General features: G+C 63.7%; 19 protein-coding genes and 3 tRNA genes. 16 read left to right on the forward strand and 6 right to left on the reverse strand.

Annotated elements, in window-relative coordinates; genetic code table 11:
- Positions 1 to 10 precede the first annotated feature (10 nt).
- The 5 genes from thiL to apaG form a co-directional block, all read right to left on the reverse strand.
- The gene (gene thiL, locus ACP7AD_RS15850) at positions 11 to 1009 is read right to left on the reverse strand and encodes a thiamine-phosphate kinase (RefSeq protein ID WP_426166215.1); all 999 of its coding nucleotides are present in this window, start codon (positions 1007 to 1009) and stop codon (positions 11 to 13) included.
- An 810-nt stretch (positions 1010 to 1819) separates the two neighbouring features.
- Positions 1820 to 2956, reverse strand: coding sequence for a YbdK family carboxylate-amine ligase (locus ACP7AD_RS15855; RefSeq protein ID WP_426148693.1), 1137 nt, complete (start codon positions 2954 to 2956; stop codon positions 1820 to 1822).
- Complete coding sequence (locus ACP7AD_RS15860; RefSeq protein WP_426148692.1) at positions 2946 to 4205, reverse strand: cation:proton antiporter; 1260 nt, start codon at positions 4203 to 4205, stop codon at positions 2946 to 2948. The genes ACP7AD_RS15855 and ACP7AD_RS15860 overlap by 11 nt, the downstream gene beginning before the upstream one ends.
- A 193-nt stretch (positions 4206 to 4398) precedes the next feature.
- Positions 4399 to 6363, reverse strand: a complete 1965-nt coding sequence (locus ACP7AD_RS15865; protein ID WP_426148691.1) for a site-specific recombinase — start codon at positions 6361 to 6363, stop codon at positions 4399 to 4401.
- Positions 6364 to 6385: 22 nt separating this feature from the next.
- Complete coding sequence (apaG, locus tag ACP7AD_RS15870; RefSeq protein ID WP_426148690.1) at positions 6386 to 6781, reverse strand: Co2+/Mg2+ efflux protein ApaG; 396 nt, start codon at positions 6779 to 6781, stop codon at positions 6386 to 6388.
- 115 nt (positions 6782 to 6896) lie between these two features.
- On the opposite strand from apaG, the gene rpe reads away from it, so the two are divergent.
- The 4 genes from rpe to ACP7AD_RS15890 all read left to right on the forward strand — a co-directional run bounded on the left by rpe (position 6897) and on the right by ACP7AD_RS15890 (position 9258).
- Positions 6897 to 7589, forward strand: a complete 693-nt coding sequence (gene rpe / locus ACP7AD_RS15875) for a ribulose-phosphate 3-epimerase (protein ID WP_426148689.1) — start codon at positions 6897 to 6899, stop codon at positions 7587 to 7589.
- An 88-nt stretch (positions 7590 to 7677) separates the two neighbouring features.
- Entirely contained in the window at positions 7678 to 7935 is a 258-nt protein-coding gene (locus ACP7AD_RS15880) for a PepSY domain-containing protein (protein ID WP_426148688.1), read from the forward strand.
- A 2-nt stretch (positions 7936 to 7937) separates the two neighbouring features.
- A complete protein-coding gene (locus ACP7AD_RS15885; protein ID WP_426148687.1) occupies positions 7938 to 8462 on the forward strand; it encodes a cytochrome b/b6 domain-containing protein in 525 nt (174 codons plus the stop codon).
- 73 nt (positions 8463 to 8535) lie between these two features.
- Positions 8536 to 9258 carry an HAD-IA family hydrolase gene (locus ACP7AD_RS15890; RefSeq protein ID WP_426148686.1) on the forward strand — a complete coding sequence of 241 codons (723 nt, stop codon included), beginning with the start codon at positions 8536 to 8538 and terminating at the stop codon, positions 9256 to 9258.
- A 29-nt stretch (positions 9259 to 9287) separates the two neighbouring features.
- On the opposite strand, the gene ACP7AD_RS15895 is transcribed toward ACP7AD_RS15890, so the two are convergent.
- A complete protein-coding gene (locus tag ACP7AD_RS15895) occupies positions 9288 to 9875 on the reverse strand; it encodes a chalcone isomerase family protein (RefSeq protein ID WP_426148685.1) in 588 nt (195 codons plus the stop codon).
- 437 nt (positions 9876 to 10312) lie between these two features.
- Here ACP7AD_RS15895 and trpE point away from each other — a divergent pair, with 437 nt between their 5' ends.
- From trpE to ACP7AD_RS15955, 12 genes are all read left to right on the forward strand, one after another.
- Entirely contained in the window at positions 10313 to 11812 is a 1500-nt protein-coding gene (gene trpE / locus ACP7AD_RS15900) for an anthranilate synthase component I (protein ID WP_426148684.1), read from the forward strand.
- A 3-nt stretch (positions 11813 to 11815) separates the two neighbouring features.
- Positions 11816 to 12133, forward strand: coding sequence for a chorismate mutase (locus tag ACP7AD_RS15905; protein ID WP_426148683.1), 318 nt, complete (start codon positions 11816 to 11818; stop codon positions 12131 to 12133).
- 12 nt (positions 12134 to 12145) lie between these two features.
- Positions 12146 to 12730 carry an aminodeoxychorismate/anthranilate synthase component II gene (locus ACP7AD_RS15910; RefSeq protein WP_426148736.1) on the forward strand — a complete coding sequence of 195 codons (585 nt, stop codon included), beginning with the start codon at positions 12146 to 12148 and terminating at the stop codon, positions 12728 to 12730.
- Positions 12731 to 12790: 60 nt separating this feature from the next.
- Positions 12791 to 13837 (forward strand): low-specificity L-threonine aldolase, encoded by a 1047-nt coding sequence (gene ltaE, locus ACP7AD_RS15915; protein WP_426148682.1) that lies wholly within the window; start codon positions 12791 to 12793, stop codon positions 13835 to 13837.
- Positions 13838 to 13887: 50 nt separating this feature from the next.
- The gene (gene trpD / locus ACP7AD_RS15920; protein WP_426148681.1) at positions 13888 to 14931 is read left to right on the forward strand and encodes an anthranilate phosphoribosyltransferase; all 1044 of its coding nucleotides are present in this window, start codon (positions 13888 to 13890) and stop codon (positions 14929 to 14931) included.
- 4 nt (positions 14932 to 14935) lie between these two features.
- Entirely contained in the window at positions 14936 to 15118 is a 183-nt protein-coding gene (locus ACP7AD_RS15925) for a hypothetical protein (RefSeq protein ID WP_426148680.1), read from the forward strand.
- Complete coding sequence (gene trpC / locus ACP7AD_RS15930) at positions 15111 to 15902, forward strand: indole-3-glycerol phosphate synthase TrpC (protein WP_426148679.1); 792 nt, start codon at positions 15111 to 15113, stop codon at positions 15900 to 15902. Before ACP7AD_RS15925 ends, trpC begins: the two co-directional genes overlap by 8 nt.
- Positions 15903 to 15917: 15 nt before the next feature.
- Positions 15918 to 16655, forward strand: coding sequence for a uracil-DNA glycosylase (locus ACP7AD_RS15935; RefSeq protein WP_426148678.1), 738 nt, complete (start codon positions 15918 to 15920; stop codon positions 16653 to 16655).
- A 66-nt stretch (positions 16656 to 16721) separates the two neighbouring features.
- Positions 16722 to 16807, forward strand: a tRNA-Tyr gene (locus ACP7AD_RS15940).
- 100 nt (positions 16808 to 16907) lie between these two features.
- Positions 16908 to 16981 (forward strand) — tRNA-Gly (locus ACP7AD_RS15945).
- Between the two features lie 61 nt (positions 16982 to 17042).
- A tRNA-Thr gene (locus tag ACP7AD_RS15950) sits at positions 17043 to 17117 on the forward strand.
- A 77-nt stretch (positions 17118 to 17194) separates the two neighbouring features.
- A partial coding sequence (locus ACP7AD_RS15955) for a GTP-binding protein (RefSeq protein ID WP_426166218.1) occupies positions 17195 to 17316 on the forward strand: 122 nt, incomplete at its 3' end.

Genomic DNA, 17316 nt, shown 5'->3' on the forward strand with positions numbered 1-17316 from the left:
GGTTCCGGGTTCAGGCGAAGTGGTCGAAGGAAGAAAACGCGCCCGACAGGCGCTGGCCGTCGGCGTCCTGCAATCGCAGGCCGGGTTCAGCGTCGATGCAGCCGATGCGGGTCACGGGCGTCGCGGCCTGTCGCGCTGCGGCCTGCACCGCCTGGCGGGCCGACACCGGGGCGGTGAAGGCGAGTTCATAGTCGTCGCCGCCCGCAAGCACGTAGTCCAGCCGGTTTTTCAAGGAAATAAGGGCTGTTGCGCAGGCTGGATGGTCATTTGAAGCTAGTAATTTAATAGCAATCGAGGTGTTTAGCGTGGCGCCGACGCCGGACGCCTCCAGGATGTGCCGCAGGTCGCCGAGCAGGCCGTCGCTGAGGTCCAGCGCCGCCGAGGCCACGCCCCGAAGCGCCATGCCCAGCGCGATGCGCGGCGTCGGCTGCTCCAGCCGCTGCCGGGCCTGCGCCAGCAATTCGGCCGGCAAGGCGATGCTGCCGCGCAGCGCTTCGAGTGCCAGCCGGGCATCGCCCAGCGTGCCGCTGACATACACGTCGTCGCCGGCCCGGGCGCCCGAGCGCAGCAGCGCCTGGCTTTTGCCATGGACCACCGGCACTTCGCCAAACACGGTGATGCAGATGTTCAGCGGCCCCCGCGTGGTGTCGCCGCCGACGAGTTCGCAGCCGTGGGCGTCGGCGAGCTTGAAAAGTCCCTGCGAAAAGCTTTGCAGCCAGGCCTCGTCCACGCGGGGCAGCGCCAGCGCCAGCGTGAAGGCCAGCGGCGTGGCGCCGCACGCGGCTAGGTCGCTCAGGTTGACCGCCAGCGCCTTGTGGCCGAGTGTGAACGGATCGACATCGGCGAAGAAATGCCGGCCTTCGACCAGCATGTCGCTGGAAATGGCCAGTTGCGTTCCGGGCGCGGGCTGGAGCAGCGCGCAGTCGTCGCCCACGCCAAGTACCGCCCTTGCGGCGAGGCGCGTGAAATAACGCGCGATCAAGTCGAATTCACCCATGATGGCTAGCATAGCGCTTGCGCTGCTGCTGCTTGGGTTTTGCGATATCTGTGGCTGGGTTGGCTCTGCTTGGTTTTGCTGGCCGGGGGTTGCCCGGCGGCAACTCACTTTTCTTTGCTTCGCCAAAGAAAAGTAAGCAAAAGAAAGGCGACCCGACTGTCTGGGTCCCTGCGCTTCGCTTCGGGCGACCTGCGCTGCCCGAGAAAAATGGGGGTCCGCGCAAACTCGCCTGCGGCTCAAACAGCGCGCGGCCCTGATCTCATTTTTCTCAGGCAGCGCAGGCCCATACAGAACGGGACAGGCGGGGAATGAAAATTCAAACAGCCAAACAGCCAAACAGCCAAACAGCCAAACAGCCAAACAGCCAAACAGCCAAACAGCCAAACAGCCAAACAGCCACCGCGCCGAGTTCTAAATAACAAACGCTACTAATTAAATAGCTGCTCACGCAGGCGTAGCAAGCGCAAGAGTCACTTTTGATGCATAAGTGACCGCATCTGTCCCCGAATCCGTTCCCGCAAGTCCCGTTCTGGCTGGGCCTGTGATGGCTGGCAAAAGCGGGATTAGGGCGGCGCGTTGTTTGAGCGCAACGCAGTGAAGCGAGTTTGCGCCGACCCCCGCTTTTGCCAGCCAGCACAGGTTACCCGAAGCGAAGCGCAGGGACCCAGACAGTCGGGTCGCCTTTTCTTTGGTGACTTTCTTTTGGCGCAGCAAAAGAAAGTTACTTGCCGCCGGGCAACCCCCGGCCAGCCCAACCCAGCAAAGCCAACCAAAGCCAACCAAAGCCAAGCAAAACCCAGAACCCCAAACAGTTACGAAAAATCAGCCCGGCGCATGGCCCACGCCGCCGCGAAAGCGTTCGGCCGCCTGCCGGATGACCTCGGCCAGCAGCCGCTCCTCGCCTTGCCGCTCGCGCAGCCAGCGCGCGTCGTTGTCGCCGTGCTCGACGCTGCGCCTGAGCAGGTCGATGGACGCGCTGGCCCCCACGCTGGCGGCGTGGCGTTCGATGCGGTCCATGGTCATGAGGATGTGTTCGCGCAGCGGCATGTGGCCGCCGGTGGCCGGATCGACATACACCGCGTCCAGCCCGAAACGGCAGGCCTGGAAGCGGTTGTAGGTGTAGACCAGGTAATCGTCTTCCGCCGGCATGAAGGTCTCGTCGTTCATGAACCAGCAGCCCAGCGACTGCACATAGCCGGCCAGCGCCGTGGCGCGCTCGATGGTCAGCGGCGTATCAAAAACGCGGATCTCAATCGTGCCGAATTCCGGCTTGGGCCGGATGTCCCAGTAGAAATCCTTCATGCTTTTGACCACCTTGGTGCGCGCCATCTTGTTGAAGTACACCGTGAACTCGTCCCAGGTCAGCGCGAACGGCGCGCGGCCCGACAGCGGAAAGGCGAACACCGAGTTGAGGCGCGCCGAGTCAAACGCCGTGTCCTGGCCCTGCACGTAGGGGCTGGACGCCGACAGCGCGATGAAGTGCGGGATGTAGCGCGACATGCGGTGCAGCGTCAGCAGCGCGGTGTCAGCGTCAGGGCAGCCGATGTGCACGTGCTGGCCGAAGATGGTGAACTGCTTGGACAGGTAGCCGTAGAGCTCGGAAAGCTCGCGAAAGCGCGGCTTGTCGTAGATGCGCCGCTCGTGCCACTGCTGGAACGGGTGCGTGCCGCCGCCGACGATAGCAATGTTGAGCTTGTCGGCGCTCTTGACCAGCGCGTCGCGGATCTGCGTGAGCTGGCCCAGCACCTCGGAGGACGAATGGCACACGCCGGTCGAGACCTCGATCATGCTTGACGTCATCTCGGGTACCACCGCGCCGGGCAGCGGGATCTTGCTCATCAGCCGCAGCATGTCCTCGGCGTAGGGCGCCAGGTCGTAGTCGTGGGTGTTGACCAGCTGCATTTCCAGCTCCACGCCCAGCGACAGGGCGGCCGATTTTTCGAAATGTTCAAGACTCATGGACAGGTCCGGTTGAAGCGCCGCGCACCACCGGCGCCCAGGGCCGGGAGCATTCGCCGGCGCGGTACAGCGCCAGCGTGGCAAGCACCGCGCCGAGTATTTCCATCAAAAGAATAGCCGGCAGCGCGACCATGGCGACTTGGCCGCCAATGGGGCCGGACGCGGCGACGTACTGCGACACCAGCAGCAGCGACACCGACGACATCGGCGACATGGCGCAGCCCACCCACAGCCCTTGCTTCCAGCTGGCGCCGCTGCCGGCATTGCCCAGCGACACGCCGGCCACCTTGGCGATCATGCGCATCAGCACCAGGCCCATCACCAGGCCGGCGACCGGCCGGCTCCAGTCGGCCTGCGCGGCCACCACCGACACCAGCACGAACATCAGCATGGTGAGCATCGACGAGGCGGTGCCCATCTGCCGGGGCCAAGACCAGGGGCGCGGGTTGAGCTGCTTGAGCAGCATGCCGCCCAGCAGCGCCGCCAGCGGCGCCGAGCCGCCAAAGTTGGCCGCCAGCGCAGCGCCGGCGGCAATCACGGCAAGCAGCAAGATGGCGGTGTTCTCGCTGGTCGGGCTCATCACCCGCAAGGCTGCGCGCAGCACCAGCGCCAGCACCGCACCGACCACCACCGACAGGCCCAGCACCACCATCACCGGCAGCAGCGTGTTCGACAGGCCGGCCTCGCCGCGCGGCAGCATGCCGGCCCTGGCGCTGCACAGCGTCAGCGCGTACAGGCTGCTCAGCGTGGACAGCGCCAGCGCCCGCTCGGTGACAGGCCCGGCGGCCCGGGTGTCGATGGCCACGCGCGACAGCACCGCAGGCGACGCGGCCATGGCCACCAGCGCCAGCGACTCGGCCACCACCGGTGGCATGCCGAGCAGGCTGAGCAGCCAGCGCACGCCAAAAAACGTCAACGCCGACTCAGCCACGCTTTGCACCAGCAGCATCGGGTTGTGGCGAAACCAGCGCAGCGAGATGCGCCCGCCGGCCTCGAACAGCACCACCGCCACGCCCAGTTCAAGCAGAAACAGGCCTGTTCCCTGTAGCGGCCAGGCCGCGCCGGTGAAGCCGGCCAGGCCGGCAAAGGTGCCGACGGCCGAATAGCCGATGACCTTGGGCAGGCCGGTATAGCGGTTGACCAGGTGGCCGGCGGCGGCGGCCAGCGCCAGCAGGATGGACCATTGCACGGTGGGCAGCCCGGCCGAAGGCTTGATCCATTCGGCCCATATGGCCATGAGTTCATTCATAGGGTGATGTCTCCACGCGAGGATTGGGGCCGAACTGCCCGGGTAGGGCGGGTGGCCGACGGCAGGCCCGGTCTTGGAAAGGCCTCAAGCCGGGCAAAAAATTGGTTTGTGCCGGGGGGAGAAACAACGATGTTTCTTGAATTTACCGTCCTTTGCCGAATTTTCATGTAGGAAAAGGATGAAAACACCTGGGTCAGCGGGGGATGAAAAAGCTCAGCGGATGGCGGCGCCAGCGCGCCAGAATGGCCGCCCGGATGCGGGCACGGTCGAGCTTGCTGACGTTGTGCGCCTGCAGCGCCAGCCGGAAGGCAAAGTAAAAACTCACGCCCAGGTTGAGCGCGCCAATCAGCGGAATCGACGCCACGCTCCACCAGAAAGCCGTCTGCCGGAACGCCTCCAGCCCGAGCGACGCGCCGGCGGCGGCCAGCTGCCCGGTCGAGAGCGTGACATGGCGCAATTCGAGTTCGAGGCCAAAGAAACCGGTGAAGGCCGGAATCAGGCCGAGCATGAAGCCCAGGGAAATATTCGAGGCAAAGCCCGAAATATGTTCACGCATGAAGATCGACCAGCGGGCCGCGCGCTCGTTGCCCAGCACGGCGGTAAAGCGCGGGTTGTGCCGCATCGCCGAGTCCAGGCGGTGCAGCACGAACCCGTTCTCGACCCAGCCGGCAATCATGCTCGAAGAAAACAGCACCACGCCGGTGAACGCCGCCCAGAGCAGCGTCGGGCCGAGCAGCGTGAGCGATTCCAGCACATGCCGGGCACTGTCCGCGCCGATCATCGGTCGGCCCAGCGCGAGCTCGATCGCCACATTGACCAGCAGCACCGCCGGCACCACCATGAAGACGTTGCCAAACACCGCCGCCACCTGCGAGCGCACCAGGTGCGTGACCTCGTCAACGAAGTCTTCGAGCGTCGTGACGGAGTCGTCCGAGTCGATGTTCTTGAGCTTGGCGGCCATGGCCGGCGCGGTCATGGCCGGCTGCTTGGTGGCCAGCGTGAAATGCAGCAGCTGGATCAGGATGAACGAGGCGGCATAGGCCACGCCCGACCAGAAGCCGCTCCAGAACGCCGACAGTCCGATGGCCACGACCATGAACTTGAGCAGCGTCGTCAGCGCGGTGACGGCGCCGCCGCCCATCGCCTTGCCGAGCATTTCCTTGTAGTCGGCGCGGTTGCGCGTGATGTAGTGCTCGCCGGTCTCGGCGCTGCGCTCGGCCATCTTGGCCGACAGCAGGGTCGAATTGGCGCTGATCAAGGCGCCGATGCTCTTGCTTTCCTGCGCGAGCGTGACGCGGCGCGCCAGCAGCTTGAGCGCGGCCATCGCCGGTTTGGCCGACAGCAGGGCTTCGAGCAGTTCGCGCTGGCGCAGCATGCGGGCGCGCAGCTGGCGCAGCCGGAACACCATGCCCAGGGAAATGCCGTTTTCCTCCAGATGCGCATAAATGCTGCCCACGGCTTGGCGGCAGGCGTCTAACCGTTCGCGGTATTGCCTGACGGCGTGCTGCAGCGCAGCCTCGCTAGGCGCGGGCTGGAAAAAGGCCGTGCGCAGCTCCTGCACATCGGCGGGCAGGGCGTGAAAGGCTCTGGCATGCGGGCTGGCCCGGTTCATGCGAAGCCGCAATTCCGGCGCAAAGCCGGTGGCGCGGATCTGCGCTGTGCAGTAAGTCAGCGCGTCCATCAGGCTGTGGTGCCAGTCCAGCGTGTCCCGCGCCGGGTCGGCCGACAGCAGCGCGGTGAGCTGGTCGACCTGCGACTCTTCAAGGGCGCTCATCCACTGGACATCAAAGCGCGCGGTCGCCACCAGTGGAAACAGCTCGGAGGCGTCAAGCGTCTCCGGGGTGCCGGGCAGCAGCTTGCGGCGCAGGCGCTCGGCCAGTTCGCTGACAAAGGCGGTGCGTGGCGCAAAGCCGAAATCCGCCAGCAGCGGCGTGATGTCCACCGTGCGGGTCAAGGTTGCCCACCAGGCTTGCAGGCGGGTCTGAAGTTCCGGCTGCCGCTGCACCGCGTCGATGAAGGCCTGCACCCGCGCCACGGCAGTCTGGACCGAGGTCCGGTCGCCGCGAATCCATACGAAAAGCCTGATCAGCCAGACATGCCGGTCAGCCAGTCCGGCGGCCGGGTCCAGCGCTCCCAGCAGCCGGGTCAGGTCCTTCATTGCAGGCGCCGCTGCCATCCGGTCAATGCAGGACGCGCCCGGCAGGGCCGTTGTCGTCGATGGCTTCCAGTACAAACAGCGAAACCGCCGCTTCGAAGCGCTCGCCGTCCTCGGCCACGCAAAAATAGCTGCCGTGCATGGTGCCGGTGGCGGTGCGCAGGCGCGAGCCGCTGGTGTACTGGAAGGACTCGCCGGGCTTGAGCAGCGGCTGCTGGCCGACCACGCCCAGGCCCTTGACCTCTTCGGTATGGCCGTTGGCGTCACTGATGATCCAGTGCCGTGAAATCAGCTGGGCCGCGACCTCGCCGGTATTGGTCACGGTCACGGTGTAGGAAAAGCCATGGATTCCCTGTTCCGGCGCTGACTGTTCAGGCAGGTATTGGGGGGTGACTTGGCAGGAAAATTGGTATTTGGGCATGGCGTTGGCAGCAGAAACATCGGTTGGCCGTGATGTTAACCGCCCGGTGTGACGCTGTCAGGCCGCCGGCCTTGCCCTCGGGGCGCCGCTCCTGCTTGCTGCGACAATCCGGCGCATGCCCAACACCACGCCCACTTACCGCATCGCCCCGTCCCTGCTGTCCGCCGACTTTGCCCGCCTGGGCGACGAGCTCAAAGCCGTCATCGCCGGCGGCGCCGACTGGATTCACTTTGACGTGATGGACAACCATTACGTGCCCAACCTGACCTTCGGGCCAATGGTCTGCCAGGCGCTCAAGCCCCATTGCGTGCGCGCCGACGGCTCGGCCGTGCCGATTGATGTACACCTGATGGTGCAGCCGGTGGACGCCCTGGCCGCCGCCTTTGCCGATGCCGGCGCCGACCTGATCAGCTTTCACCCCGAAGCATCCGGCCATGTCCACCGCAGCGTGCAGGCGATCCAGGCCAAGGGCTGCAAGGCCGGCCTCGTGTTCAACCCGGCGACGCCGCTGGACGTGCTCGACTGGACCGTCGACGACATCGACCTGATTTTGATCATGAGCGTGAACCCCGGCTTTGGCGGGCAGAGCTTCATCGACTCGGCGCTGCGCAAGGTCGAGCAGGCGCGCAAGCGCATCGAGGCTTCGGGCCGCGACATTCGCCTGGAAGTCGATGGCGGCATCAAGATTGACAACATCCGCCGCGTGGCCGATGCCGGCGCCGACACCTTTGTGGCGGGCAGCGCGATTTTCGGCAAGCCCGATTACCGGGCGGTGATCGACGCGATGCGGGCCGCGCTCAAGGGCTGAAGGGCGGCCTTCAGCAACCCTTAATCTGGCTGGCGTGAAATACGAGGGGTCAGCAAGTGCTGGCATTCAACCTACCAGTGAGCACCCCATGAAATCCATTTTTCTCGCCCCCCTTCTGATTGCCCTGTCCAGCGTCGCATTCGCCGGTCCGACCTGCAGCGTCCCCCAGGACAAGTGGATGAAAGAGGCCGACTTCAAGAAAAACCTTGAAGTGCAGGGCTACCAGATCAAGACCTTCAAGGTCAGCAAGGGCAAATGCTACGAAATCTACGGCCTCGACAAGGCTGGCAAAAAGGTTGAAATCTACTTTGATCCAGCCACCGGCACCCCGATGGAAAGCAAGTGAGCATGCAGGGGGCGGCCCAGCCCGTCTGGGACCGCTTCGTGCGGGTGTTTCACTGGTCGCTGGTTTCGTGCGTGCTGGTGAACTACTTCGTGCTGGGCGACGGCAAGGCGCTGCACCAGTGGGTCGGTTATCTGGCACTGGCGCTGGTGCTGGCGCGCATCGTCTGGGGCTTTATCGGCTCTCGCTACGCGCGGTTTTCAAGCTTTTTTCCCACGCCCGCCCGGCTGGGGCGGCACATTCGCCAGCTCAAGTCCGGCAAGCCCGAGATGCACTGGGGCCACAACCCCGTGGGCGCGCTGATGATTCTGGCCCTGATCAGCCTGGTGCTGGGGCTGGGCGTCACCGGATGGATGCAGACGCTGGACGCCTTCTGGGGTGACGAGCTGCTGATGGAAGTCCACGAAGTGCTGGGCAACCTGCTGATTGGTCTGGCAACGCTGCATGCCCTGGCCGCGATTGTCATGGGCCGCCTGGAGCGAACCCGGTTGATCCGGGCGATGTTCACCGGCGTCAAGGAGCGCTTTTAAAGCGCCGGCCGGTGCATCGCGGCCTCAAGCGGGGGGCACAATCAGCCCTCACCTCAAACCCTCATTTTTCTCCATGACGAAACCTGTTCGCCTGCACTTCGGCCAGCTTGATGCGGCTATCGTCGATCTCGATGGCACGATGGTCGACACCCTGGGCGACTTCGTGGTGGCGCTCAGGCTGATGCTGGCCGAAGTGCTGCCCTGGGAATCGGCCGGCGAAACGCTCGATGCCGCCGCCGTAGGCCGCATGGTCGGCCAAGGCTCCGAGCACCTTGTGAAATCAGTGCTAAATCATGTGTTTGCGCAATCAGGGCGGGCGGATGCGGCTATTGATTCAGTAGCAATCTACGACTGCGCCCAGGCCAGCTACCAGCGCCACTATGCGGCCATCAACGGCCAGCATTCAACGCTTTATCCGGGAGTGCTCGAAGGCCTGGACAGCCTGCAAAAGAGCGGTCTACCGCTCGTCTGCCTGACCAACAAGCCGCTGGCCTTTGCCCGTTCCCTGCTCAGGCTCAAAAAACTGGACGGATTTTTTTGCGAAGTCTTTGGCGGTGATTCGTTCGAGCGCAAAAAGCCCGACCCGCTGCCGCTGCGCAAGGCCTGCGAGTTTCTGGGAACGCTGCCGGCGCGCACCTTGATGATTGGCGACTCCAGCAACGACGCCCGGGCGGCGCGGGCGGCTGGCTGTCCGGTGCTGCTGGTAACCTACGGCTACAACCATGGCGCGCCGGTGCGCGGCGTGGATGCTGACGGCTTTGTCAATTCGCTGGCTGAACTGTCCGGACGGCGCTGAGCTTTCAGGACCGCCGGAGCCAAGCGGCTTCAGGCCGCCTTGCCGAGCAGTTCGTCCTTGAGCTTCCAGTCGGCCGGCTTGGGCCCGAGCCAGATGCGCAGCATGGCGTTGTAGAACTCGACCTCCTTGATCGGCTCGCCCTGCGGCTTGCCCTTGACCGAGAACACCGTGCCGGTGCCGGGGATCCAGTCGATGGTGAGGCTTTCACCCGGCAGCATTTTCTTCTGGTCTGAAAACACCTGGCTTATCTTGAGCAGGCCCGGAATCAGCCTGGACATCTCCGTCTTGGGGGCATTTTCCTCGAACGCCTTGGTAAAGCTCTTGCCGAGTTCATTCGAATCGATCTCGCGCAGCAGTGTGATGCTGATGCGCTTGGCGCCCGGGACCGCAAAGGCCTCCTCCGGGGTGGCGGCCTTTTTTTCAAGGTACAGCGCCGCGACGTAGACCTTGAAGACGGCCTTGTAGCGAATGCCGGCGCCATTGAGTTGCAGCCTGGAGCCCGCCAGTTCCACCGGATCGGCCAGCTTAATGCTTGATACCTCCACCGGGGCCGCCAGAAGGCTTGCCGACATCATCAAAGCGGCCAGGCCCGCCAGGCATCGATTGGTCAAAGTCATGAAGAGTCCCCTAAGAATTATGAATAGAACGATCGTTCGCTTGCGAGGCTATTGTGCGGCTCGGGCCAGCCTGTCGGCAAGAAGGGTTTGCCATGACTATGGCTGATCGCGCAGCGCGGCCCTGTGACTTTTTTAACGCTTGACCGGGGTCTGTGGCTGTTTGCTACACTTTGGCCAACATGTCCATCCAACGCATCGTTCAAACAGCTTTTACAAGCCGGGGAGCCTGGCTTTGGCGCCCCTGTCGTTCACGGCACGCCTGAGGCGCGCTCCGCTCATTGCCCCGAGCCTGCGCATTGCTCCGGCACCGCTGCCACCTCTTGAGTTGATGCGCTCCTGCCCTGCGCAAGAGTATTTCGGCCCCAAACTCCGGGGTATTTGAATCACGGAAGACCGCGTTTCTGACACGCAGCGCTTTTTCCGGAAAAGGACATACAGTGATGACCGAACTTGAATTCAAGAGCCTTGCGGTGCAAGGCTACAACCGCATTCCGCTGATGCTGGAGGCCTTTGCCGACCTGGAAACCCCGCTGTCGCTCTACCTCAAGCTGGCCCATGCGAAGGACGGCGGCAAGTTCAGCTTTTTGCTCGAATCGGTGGTCGGCGGCGAGCGCTTTGGCCGCTACAGCTTTATCGGCCTGCCGGCGCGCACGCTGCTGCGCTCGTCGGGCTTTGGCGCAGACGTGCTGACCGAGGTCGTGACCGATGGCCAGGTGGTTGAAACCTCAACAGTCAATCCGCTCGACTTCATCAGCGACTACCAGAAGCGCTTCAAGGTCGCGCTGCGGCCCGGACTGCCGCGCTTTTGCGGCGGCCTGGCGGGTTACTTTGGCTACGACGCGGTGCGCTACATCGAGAAAAAGCTGGAAAGCACCTGCCCGCCCGACACGCTGGGCTGCCCTGACATTTTGCTGCTGCAGTGCGAGGAACTGGCGGTGATCGACAACCTGTCGGGCAAGCTGTATTTGATCGTCTATGCCGACCCGGCCCGGCCCGAAGCCTATGCGAATGCCAAGAAACGCCTGCGCGAGCTGAAAGAGCAGCTCAAGTATTCGGTCAGCGCGCCCATCGTCAAGCCGAGTCAAGGCTACCCGGCCGAGCGCGAATTCGCCAAGGCCGACTACATCGCCGCCGTCGAGCGCGCCAAGAAGCTGATCGAAGGCGGTGACTTCATGCAGGTTCAGGTCGGCCAGCGCATCAGGAAGCGCTACACCGAGTCGCCGCTGAGTTTGTACCGGGCGCTGCGCTCGCTCAACCCGTCGCCCTATATGTATTACTACCATTTCGGCGACTTCCATGTGGTCGGCGCGTCGCCCGAGATTCTGGTGCGCCAGGAGCAGGTGGAAGAGGGGCAAAAGATCACCATCCGCCCGCTGGCCGGCACCCGGCCCCGCGCCGCGTCGCTGGAAGCCGACAAGGCCGCCGAGCACGAACTCATCAACGACCCGAAAGAGCGCGCCGAACACGTCATGCTGATCGACCTGGCGCGCAACGACATCGGCCGCATCGCCCAAACCGGCACGGTCAAGGTGACCGAAGCCTTCGCCGTCGAGCGCTACAGCCATGTGATGCACATCGTGAGCAATGTCGAGGGCATTTTGAACGACAGCATGACCAGCATGGATGTGCTCAAGGCCACCTTTCCGGCCGGCACGCTGACCGGCGCGCCGAAAGTGCATGCGATGGAGCTGATCGACCAGCTGGAGCCGACCAAACGCGGCCTGTACGGCGGCGCCTGCGGCTACCTGAGCTATGCCGGCGACATGGATGTTGCGATTGCGATTCGCACCGGCATCATCAAGGACAACATGCTTTATGTGCAGGCGGCCGCCGGCGTGGTGGCCGACTCGGTGCCTGAACTGGAATGGAAAGAAACCGAAGCCAAGGCGCGCGCCTTGCTGCGCGCCAGCGAACTGGTTGAAGAAGGGCTGGAGTAAGCCATGACAACGCTGATTCACAAGGTGGCGCATTGCCACACCATGGCCGATGTGCGCCGCCATATCGACGCGCTCGACGAGCGCATCGTCGCGCTGATGGCCGAGCGCAGCGGCTACATGACCCAGGCCGCGCGCATCAAGCAAAGCGCTGATCAGGTGCATGACCAGGCGCGCATCGACTTCATCGTCGAGCGGGTCACGGCCATGGCGGCCGCGCAGGGCGCGCCAGAGTCCGTGATCGAGGCCGCCTACCGCGCCATGATCGACGCATCCATCGAATTTGAGCGCGGCGAATTCCAGCGCCTGCGCCAGGAAGGCTGAACCATGTCACGCATGAAACTCTTGATGATCGATAACTACGACAGCTTCACCTACAACATCGTCCAGTATTTTGGCGAGCTGGGGGCCGAGGTGGAGGTGTTTCGCAACGACGAGATTTCCGTGGCCGGGATTGCCGCCAAACTCGACGCGGGCCAGCTCGACCGGCTGGTGGTGTCGCCCGGCCCGTGCTCGCCAGCCGAGGCCGGGATTTCGGTGGCGGCGATCCAGCACTTTGCCGGTAAGCTGCCGATTCTGGGCGTCTGCCTGGGCCATCAGGCGATAGGCAGCGCTTTTGGCGGCAAGATCATCCGGGCGCAGGAACTGATGCATGGCAAGACCAGCGTCATCACGACCACGCAGCAGGGCGTGTTCGCCGGCCTGCCCGAGCAGTTCACCGTGAACCGCTACCACTCGCTGGCGATTGAAAAATCGACGTGTCCCGACGTGCTCGAAGTCACCGCCTGGACCGACGACGGCGAAATCATGGGCGTGCGGCATAAAACGCTGGCTATCCAGGGCGTGCAATTTCACCCAGAATCCATCCTGACCGAGCACGGCCATGCGATGCTGAAAAACTTCCTGGAACAGCGGGCATGAAGAATGCTATTTATTTGATAGCTGCTTGCGACCGTGCAGTATGCGCAAAAGACCTAAATCATGCATAAAACAGTCGATTTGCGCAGCGATACGGTCACGCAGCCCACCGCGGCGATGCGCGCGGCGATGCTGGCGGCGCCGCTGGGCGACGATGTGTTTGGCGGCGATCCGAGCGTCAATGCGCTGCAGGAAAAAATTGCCGCGCTGCTGGGCTTCGAAGCTGCCTTGTTCATGCCCACCGGCACGCAGAGCAACCTGTGCGCCATCCTGAGCCATTGCCAGCGCGGCGACGAATACATCGTCGGCCAGCAGGCGCATTGCTACCGCTGGGAAGGCGGCGGCGCGGCGGTGCTGGGCAGCGTGCAGCCGCAGCCACTGAACCACCAGAGCGACGGCACGCTGGCCTTGGGCGACATCGAAGCAGCCATCAAGCCCGACGACGCGCATTTCGCCCGCACGCGGCTGCTGGCGCTGGAAAACACGCTGGGCGGCAAGCTGCTGCCGTTTGACTATCTGCGGCAGGCGACGCATTTGGCGAAAGACCGGGGCCTGGACCGGCATCTGGACGGCGCACGGCTGTTCAATGCCGCCGTGGCACAGGCGCTGCAAACCGGCAGCGATGCGTTTCTTGAGGCGCGCCGCATTGCCCAGTGCTTTGACAGCGTGTCGGTGTGCTTCAGCAAGGGGCTGGGCGCGCCGGTCGGCTCGGCGCTGTGCGGCTCGCGCGATTTCATTGCGCGCGCCCACCGCGTCCGCAAGATGGCCGGCGGCGGCATGCGCCAGGCCGGCATGCTGGCCGCCGCTGCCTCGCATGCGCTGGACCACCATGTCGTGCGTCTGGCGCAGGACCATGCGCTGGCGCAGCGGCTGGCCGACGCGCTGGCGGGCATCCATGGCCTGCAGGTCGAGGCGCCGCAGACCAACATCGTGTTCGTCGATCTGACCGGCGCCGCGCGCGACCAGTCCGCCGCCTTGCTCAAGCATCTGGCGGCGCACGGCATTCAGGCGACCGGCCTGTACCGTCTGCGCTTTGTCACGCATCTGGATGTGGACGCCGCCGGCGTGGACGACGCGGTCGCCGTGATCCGCCAGTTCTTCAAGGCCTGACAATCCCGCCTGCCGATACACAGCAAAAATACCTTATCGCAAAGAGTCCCATGCCCAACAGCCACAAGATCACTGCCAGCGAAGCGCTGCAGCGCACCATCGAGCACCGCGAGATTTTTCATGACGAAATGCTGCACATCATGCGGCTCATCATGAGCGGCGAGATGTCGCCCCTGATGACGGCAGCGCTGATCACCGGCCTGCGTGTCAAGAAGGAAACCATCGGCGAAATCACCGCCGCTGCGCAGGTGATGCGCGAGTTCTCGACCAAGGTGCAGGTCGCCGACAAGACGCATCTGGTGGACATCGTCGGCACCGGCGGCGATGGCTCGCACACCTTCAATATCTCGACCTGCGCCATGTTCGTGGCCGCCGCCGCCGGCGCCCGGGTCAGCAAGCACGGCGGGCGCAGCGTCAGCAGCAAGTCGGGCAGCGCCGACGTGGTCGAGTCGCTGGGCATTTCGCTCAGCCTGTCGCCCGAGGCGATTGCCCGCTGCATCGCCGAGGTGGGCGTGGGTTTCATGTTCGCGCCCAACCACCACCCGGCGATGAAAAACGTTGCGCCGGTGCGCAAGGAGCTCGGCATCCGCACGATCTTCAACATCCTCGGCCCGCTGACGAATCCGGCCAGCGCGCCGAATATTTTGATGGGCGTGTTCCACCCTGACCTGGTCGGCATCCAGGTGCGCGCGCTGCAGCGCCTGGGCGCTGAACACGCGCTGGTCGTCTATGGCAAGGACGGCATGGACGAAATCAGCATGGGCGCGGCCACCGTGGTGGGTGAGCTTAAGAACGGCGAAATCACCGAATATGAAATCCACCCCGAAGACTTCGGCCTGCCGATGGCCGGCAACCGCGCGCTGCGGGTGGAAACGCCCGAGCAGTCCCGGGCCATGCTGCTGGGCGTGCTCGACAACCAGCCGGGTGCGCCGCGCGATATCGTGATCCTGAATGCCGGCGCTGCGCTGTATGCAGCCAATGTCGTCAATTCGATAAACGACGGCGTGGAGAAAGCCCGTACCGCTATCGAATCAGGAGCCGCCAAGGCTAAACTGGCGCAGTTGGTCGCTTTCAGCCAGTCGGCCGGCGCTTGACCCGATGTGGCGCGATGCCGGCGTCTGGATCGCGCTGGGCGTGTCCCTGGTGTTCATCATCGCCGGATTCGTCATGCACCGCGTCTTTGTGAAAATTCTCAAAACCGGCTCCCCCGAGCCGTCCCCATCCTCCGCCGGGCAGGCCCAGCCGCCGCCCGCGCCCAACCCACTGGAACCCCATGAGTGACATCCTGAACAAGATCATTGCCGTCAAGCGCCAGGAAATCGACGAAGCGATCAACCGCAAGCCGCTGGCCGCCATGCGCAAGGACGCCGAGTCGCGCGTCCTGACCCGCGACTTTGTCGGCGCCCTGCGCGCCAAAATCGCCGCCGGCAAGCCCGCCGTGATTGCCGAAATCAAGAAGGCCAGCCCGTCCAAGGGCGTGCTGCGCGCCGACTTCATTCCCGCCGACATTGCCCAGAGTTATGCCGAATCTGGCGCAGCCTGCCTGTCGGTGCTGACCGACCAGCAGTTTTTCCAGGGAAGCATCGACTACCTGAAGCAGGCCAGGGCCTCGTGCAGCCTGCCGGTGCTGCGCAAGGACTTCATCATTGATGCCTACCAGATCTATGAGTCGCGCGTCATGGGCGCCGACTGCATCCTGCTGATCGCCGCCTGCCTAGACGATACGCAGATGAAGGCCTTCGAGGCGCTGGCGATGTCCCTCGACATGGCGGTGCTGGTCGAGGTGCATGACGAGGCGGAACTTGAGCGTGCGCTCAAGCTCAAAACGCCCCTGATCGGCATCAACAACCGCAACCTGAACACGTTCGAGGTGTCGCTGGACACCACGCTGCGCCTGATGGGCCGGGTGCCTGCCGAGCGCTTGCTGGTCACTGAGTCCGGCATCATGGGGCCAGAAGACGTCAGGCGCATGCGGGACGCCGGCATCCATGCATTCCTGGTCGGCGAAGCGTTCATGCGCGCCGGCGAGCCGGGCGAGGCGCTGGCCGAGCTGTTTGGCGAGTAAGCAAAGGAGCGTGTGATGGCGCAGGACGATTTTTCCGCAAGGCTTGACGTTGCAAGCCCAGGCCAGTTGATGAGCGCCGATCCATCGGACTGGCCGGTTGCGCCAGACTGGAAGCCGGTGGTGGACGAATTTTTTGCCAGCGCCACCGGTCAGAGGCTGCTGGCTTTTTTAAGTGAGCGGCTTGAAGCTGGAGCGGTGATCTTTCCCCCGCGCCCGCTGCGCGCGCTGGAGCTGACGCCGGCCAAGGACGTACGGGTCGTGATTTTGGGCCAGGACCCCTACCACGGGCGCGGCCAGGCCGAGGGGCTGGCGTTCTCGGTGGCGCCCGGCGTGGCCCTGCCGCCGTCGTTGCGCAATATCTTCAAGGAACTGCAGCGCGACCTGGGCACACCGCCGCCGAAGTTTCCGGTGCCCGGCGGCAGTCTGGTCAACTGGGCCACTCACGGCGTGCTGCTGCTCAATACCTGCCTGACGGTGGAGGAGGGCAGTGCTGCCAGCCACGCGGGAAAGGGCTGGGAAATGCTGACCGACAGCGTGATCCGCCAGGTAGCGGCGGGCGATCATCCGGTGGTGTTCATGCTCTGGGGTGCGCATGCGCAGTCCAAGCGGGTCCTGATCGACGAGGGCCGCCACAAGGTGCTGCTGGCCAATCATCCTTCGCCGCTGTCGGCCTTGAGGCCACCTCTGCCTTTCATCGGCTGCGGTCATTTTTCACAGGCGCGCGATTGGCGCATTGCGCATCCGAAAGTTTAAAAGTGGTTTGCTGCCGAGATTTAGGTTTTCTTGAAAAACAGTGGCATAATCCGTGATTCGCTTGAAGGATGGGTGTCCGAGTGGTTAAAGGAGGCAGACTGTAAATCTGTTCGCTAACGCGTACGCTGGTTCGAATCCAGCCCCATCCACCAAATTTGGTAGATTCTGGAAAGTTTGCATTGCAACGTCAGAGTTTTTTGCCGGTTTTGGGTAGTAAGGCAAATTGAGTGTTGGTTGATCTGGCAGGGCTGCGCGGGAGTAGTTCAATGGTAGAACCCTAGCCTTCCAAGCTAATGACGCGGGTTCGATTCCCGTCTCCCGCTCCAAGGTGTCCGGAAGTTTGCAGGTCAGCATTGCATCGTTTGCCGCAAGAAGTTTTTGAATTCAGCCCATTTGGCTCAGTGGCAGAGCACTCCCTTGGTAAGGGAGAGGTCCCGGGTCCGATTCCCGGAATGGGCACCATTTTTGAGTTGGTCGCGGAAATTTTTCGCGACTGGCTACGGTTTGTTGAGTGGTTTTGTAACTTTTCGGAGTTGGAAATGGCAAAAGAGAAATTTTCGCGGACCAAGCCGCACGTCAACGTCGGCACGATCGGCCACGTCGACCATGGCAAGACCACGCTGACGGCGGCAATCGCCACCGTGCTGGCCGCCAAGTTCGG

It is taken from the genome of Polaromonas sp. DSP2-3-2b2 (assembly GCF_049895905.1).
Classification (GTDB): domain Bacteria; phylum Pseudomonadota; class Gammaproteobacteria; order Burkholderiales; family Burkholderiaceae_C; genus Polaromonas.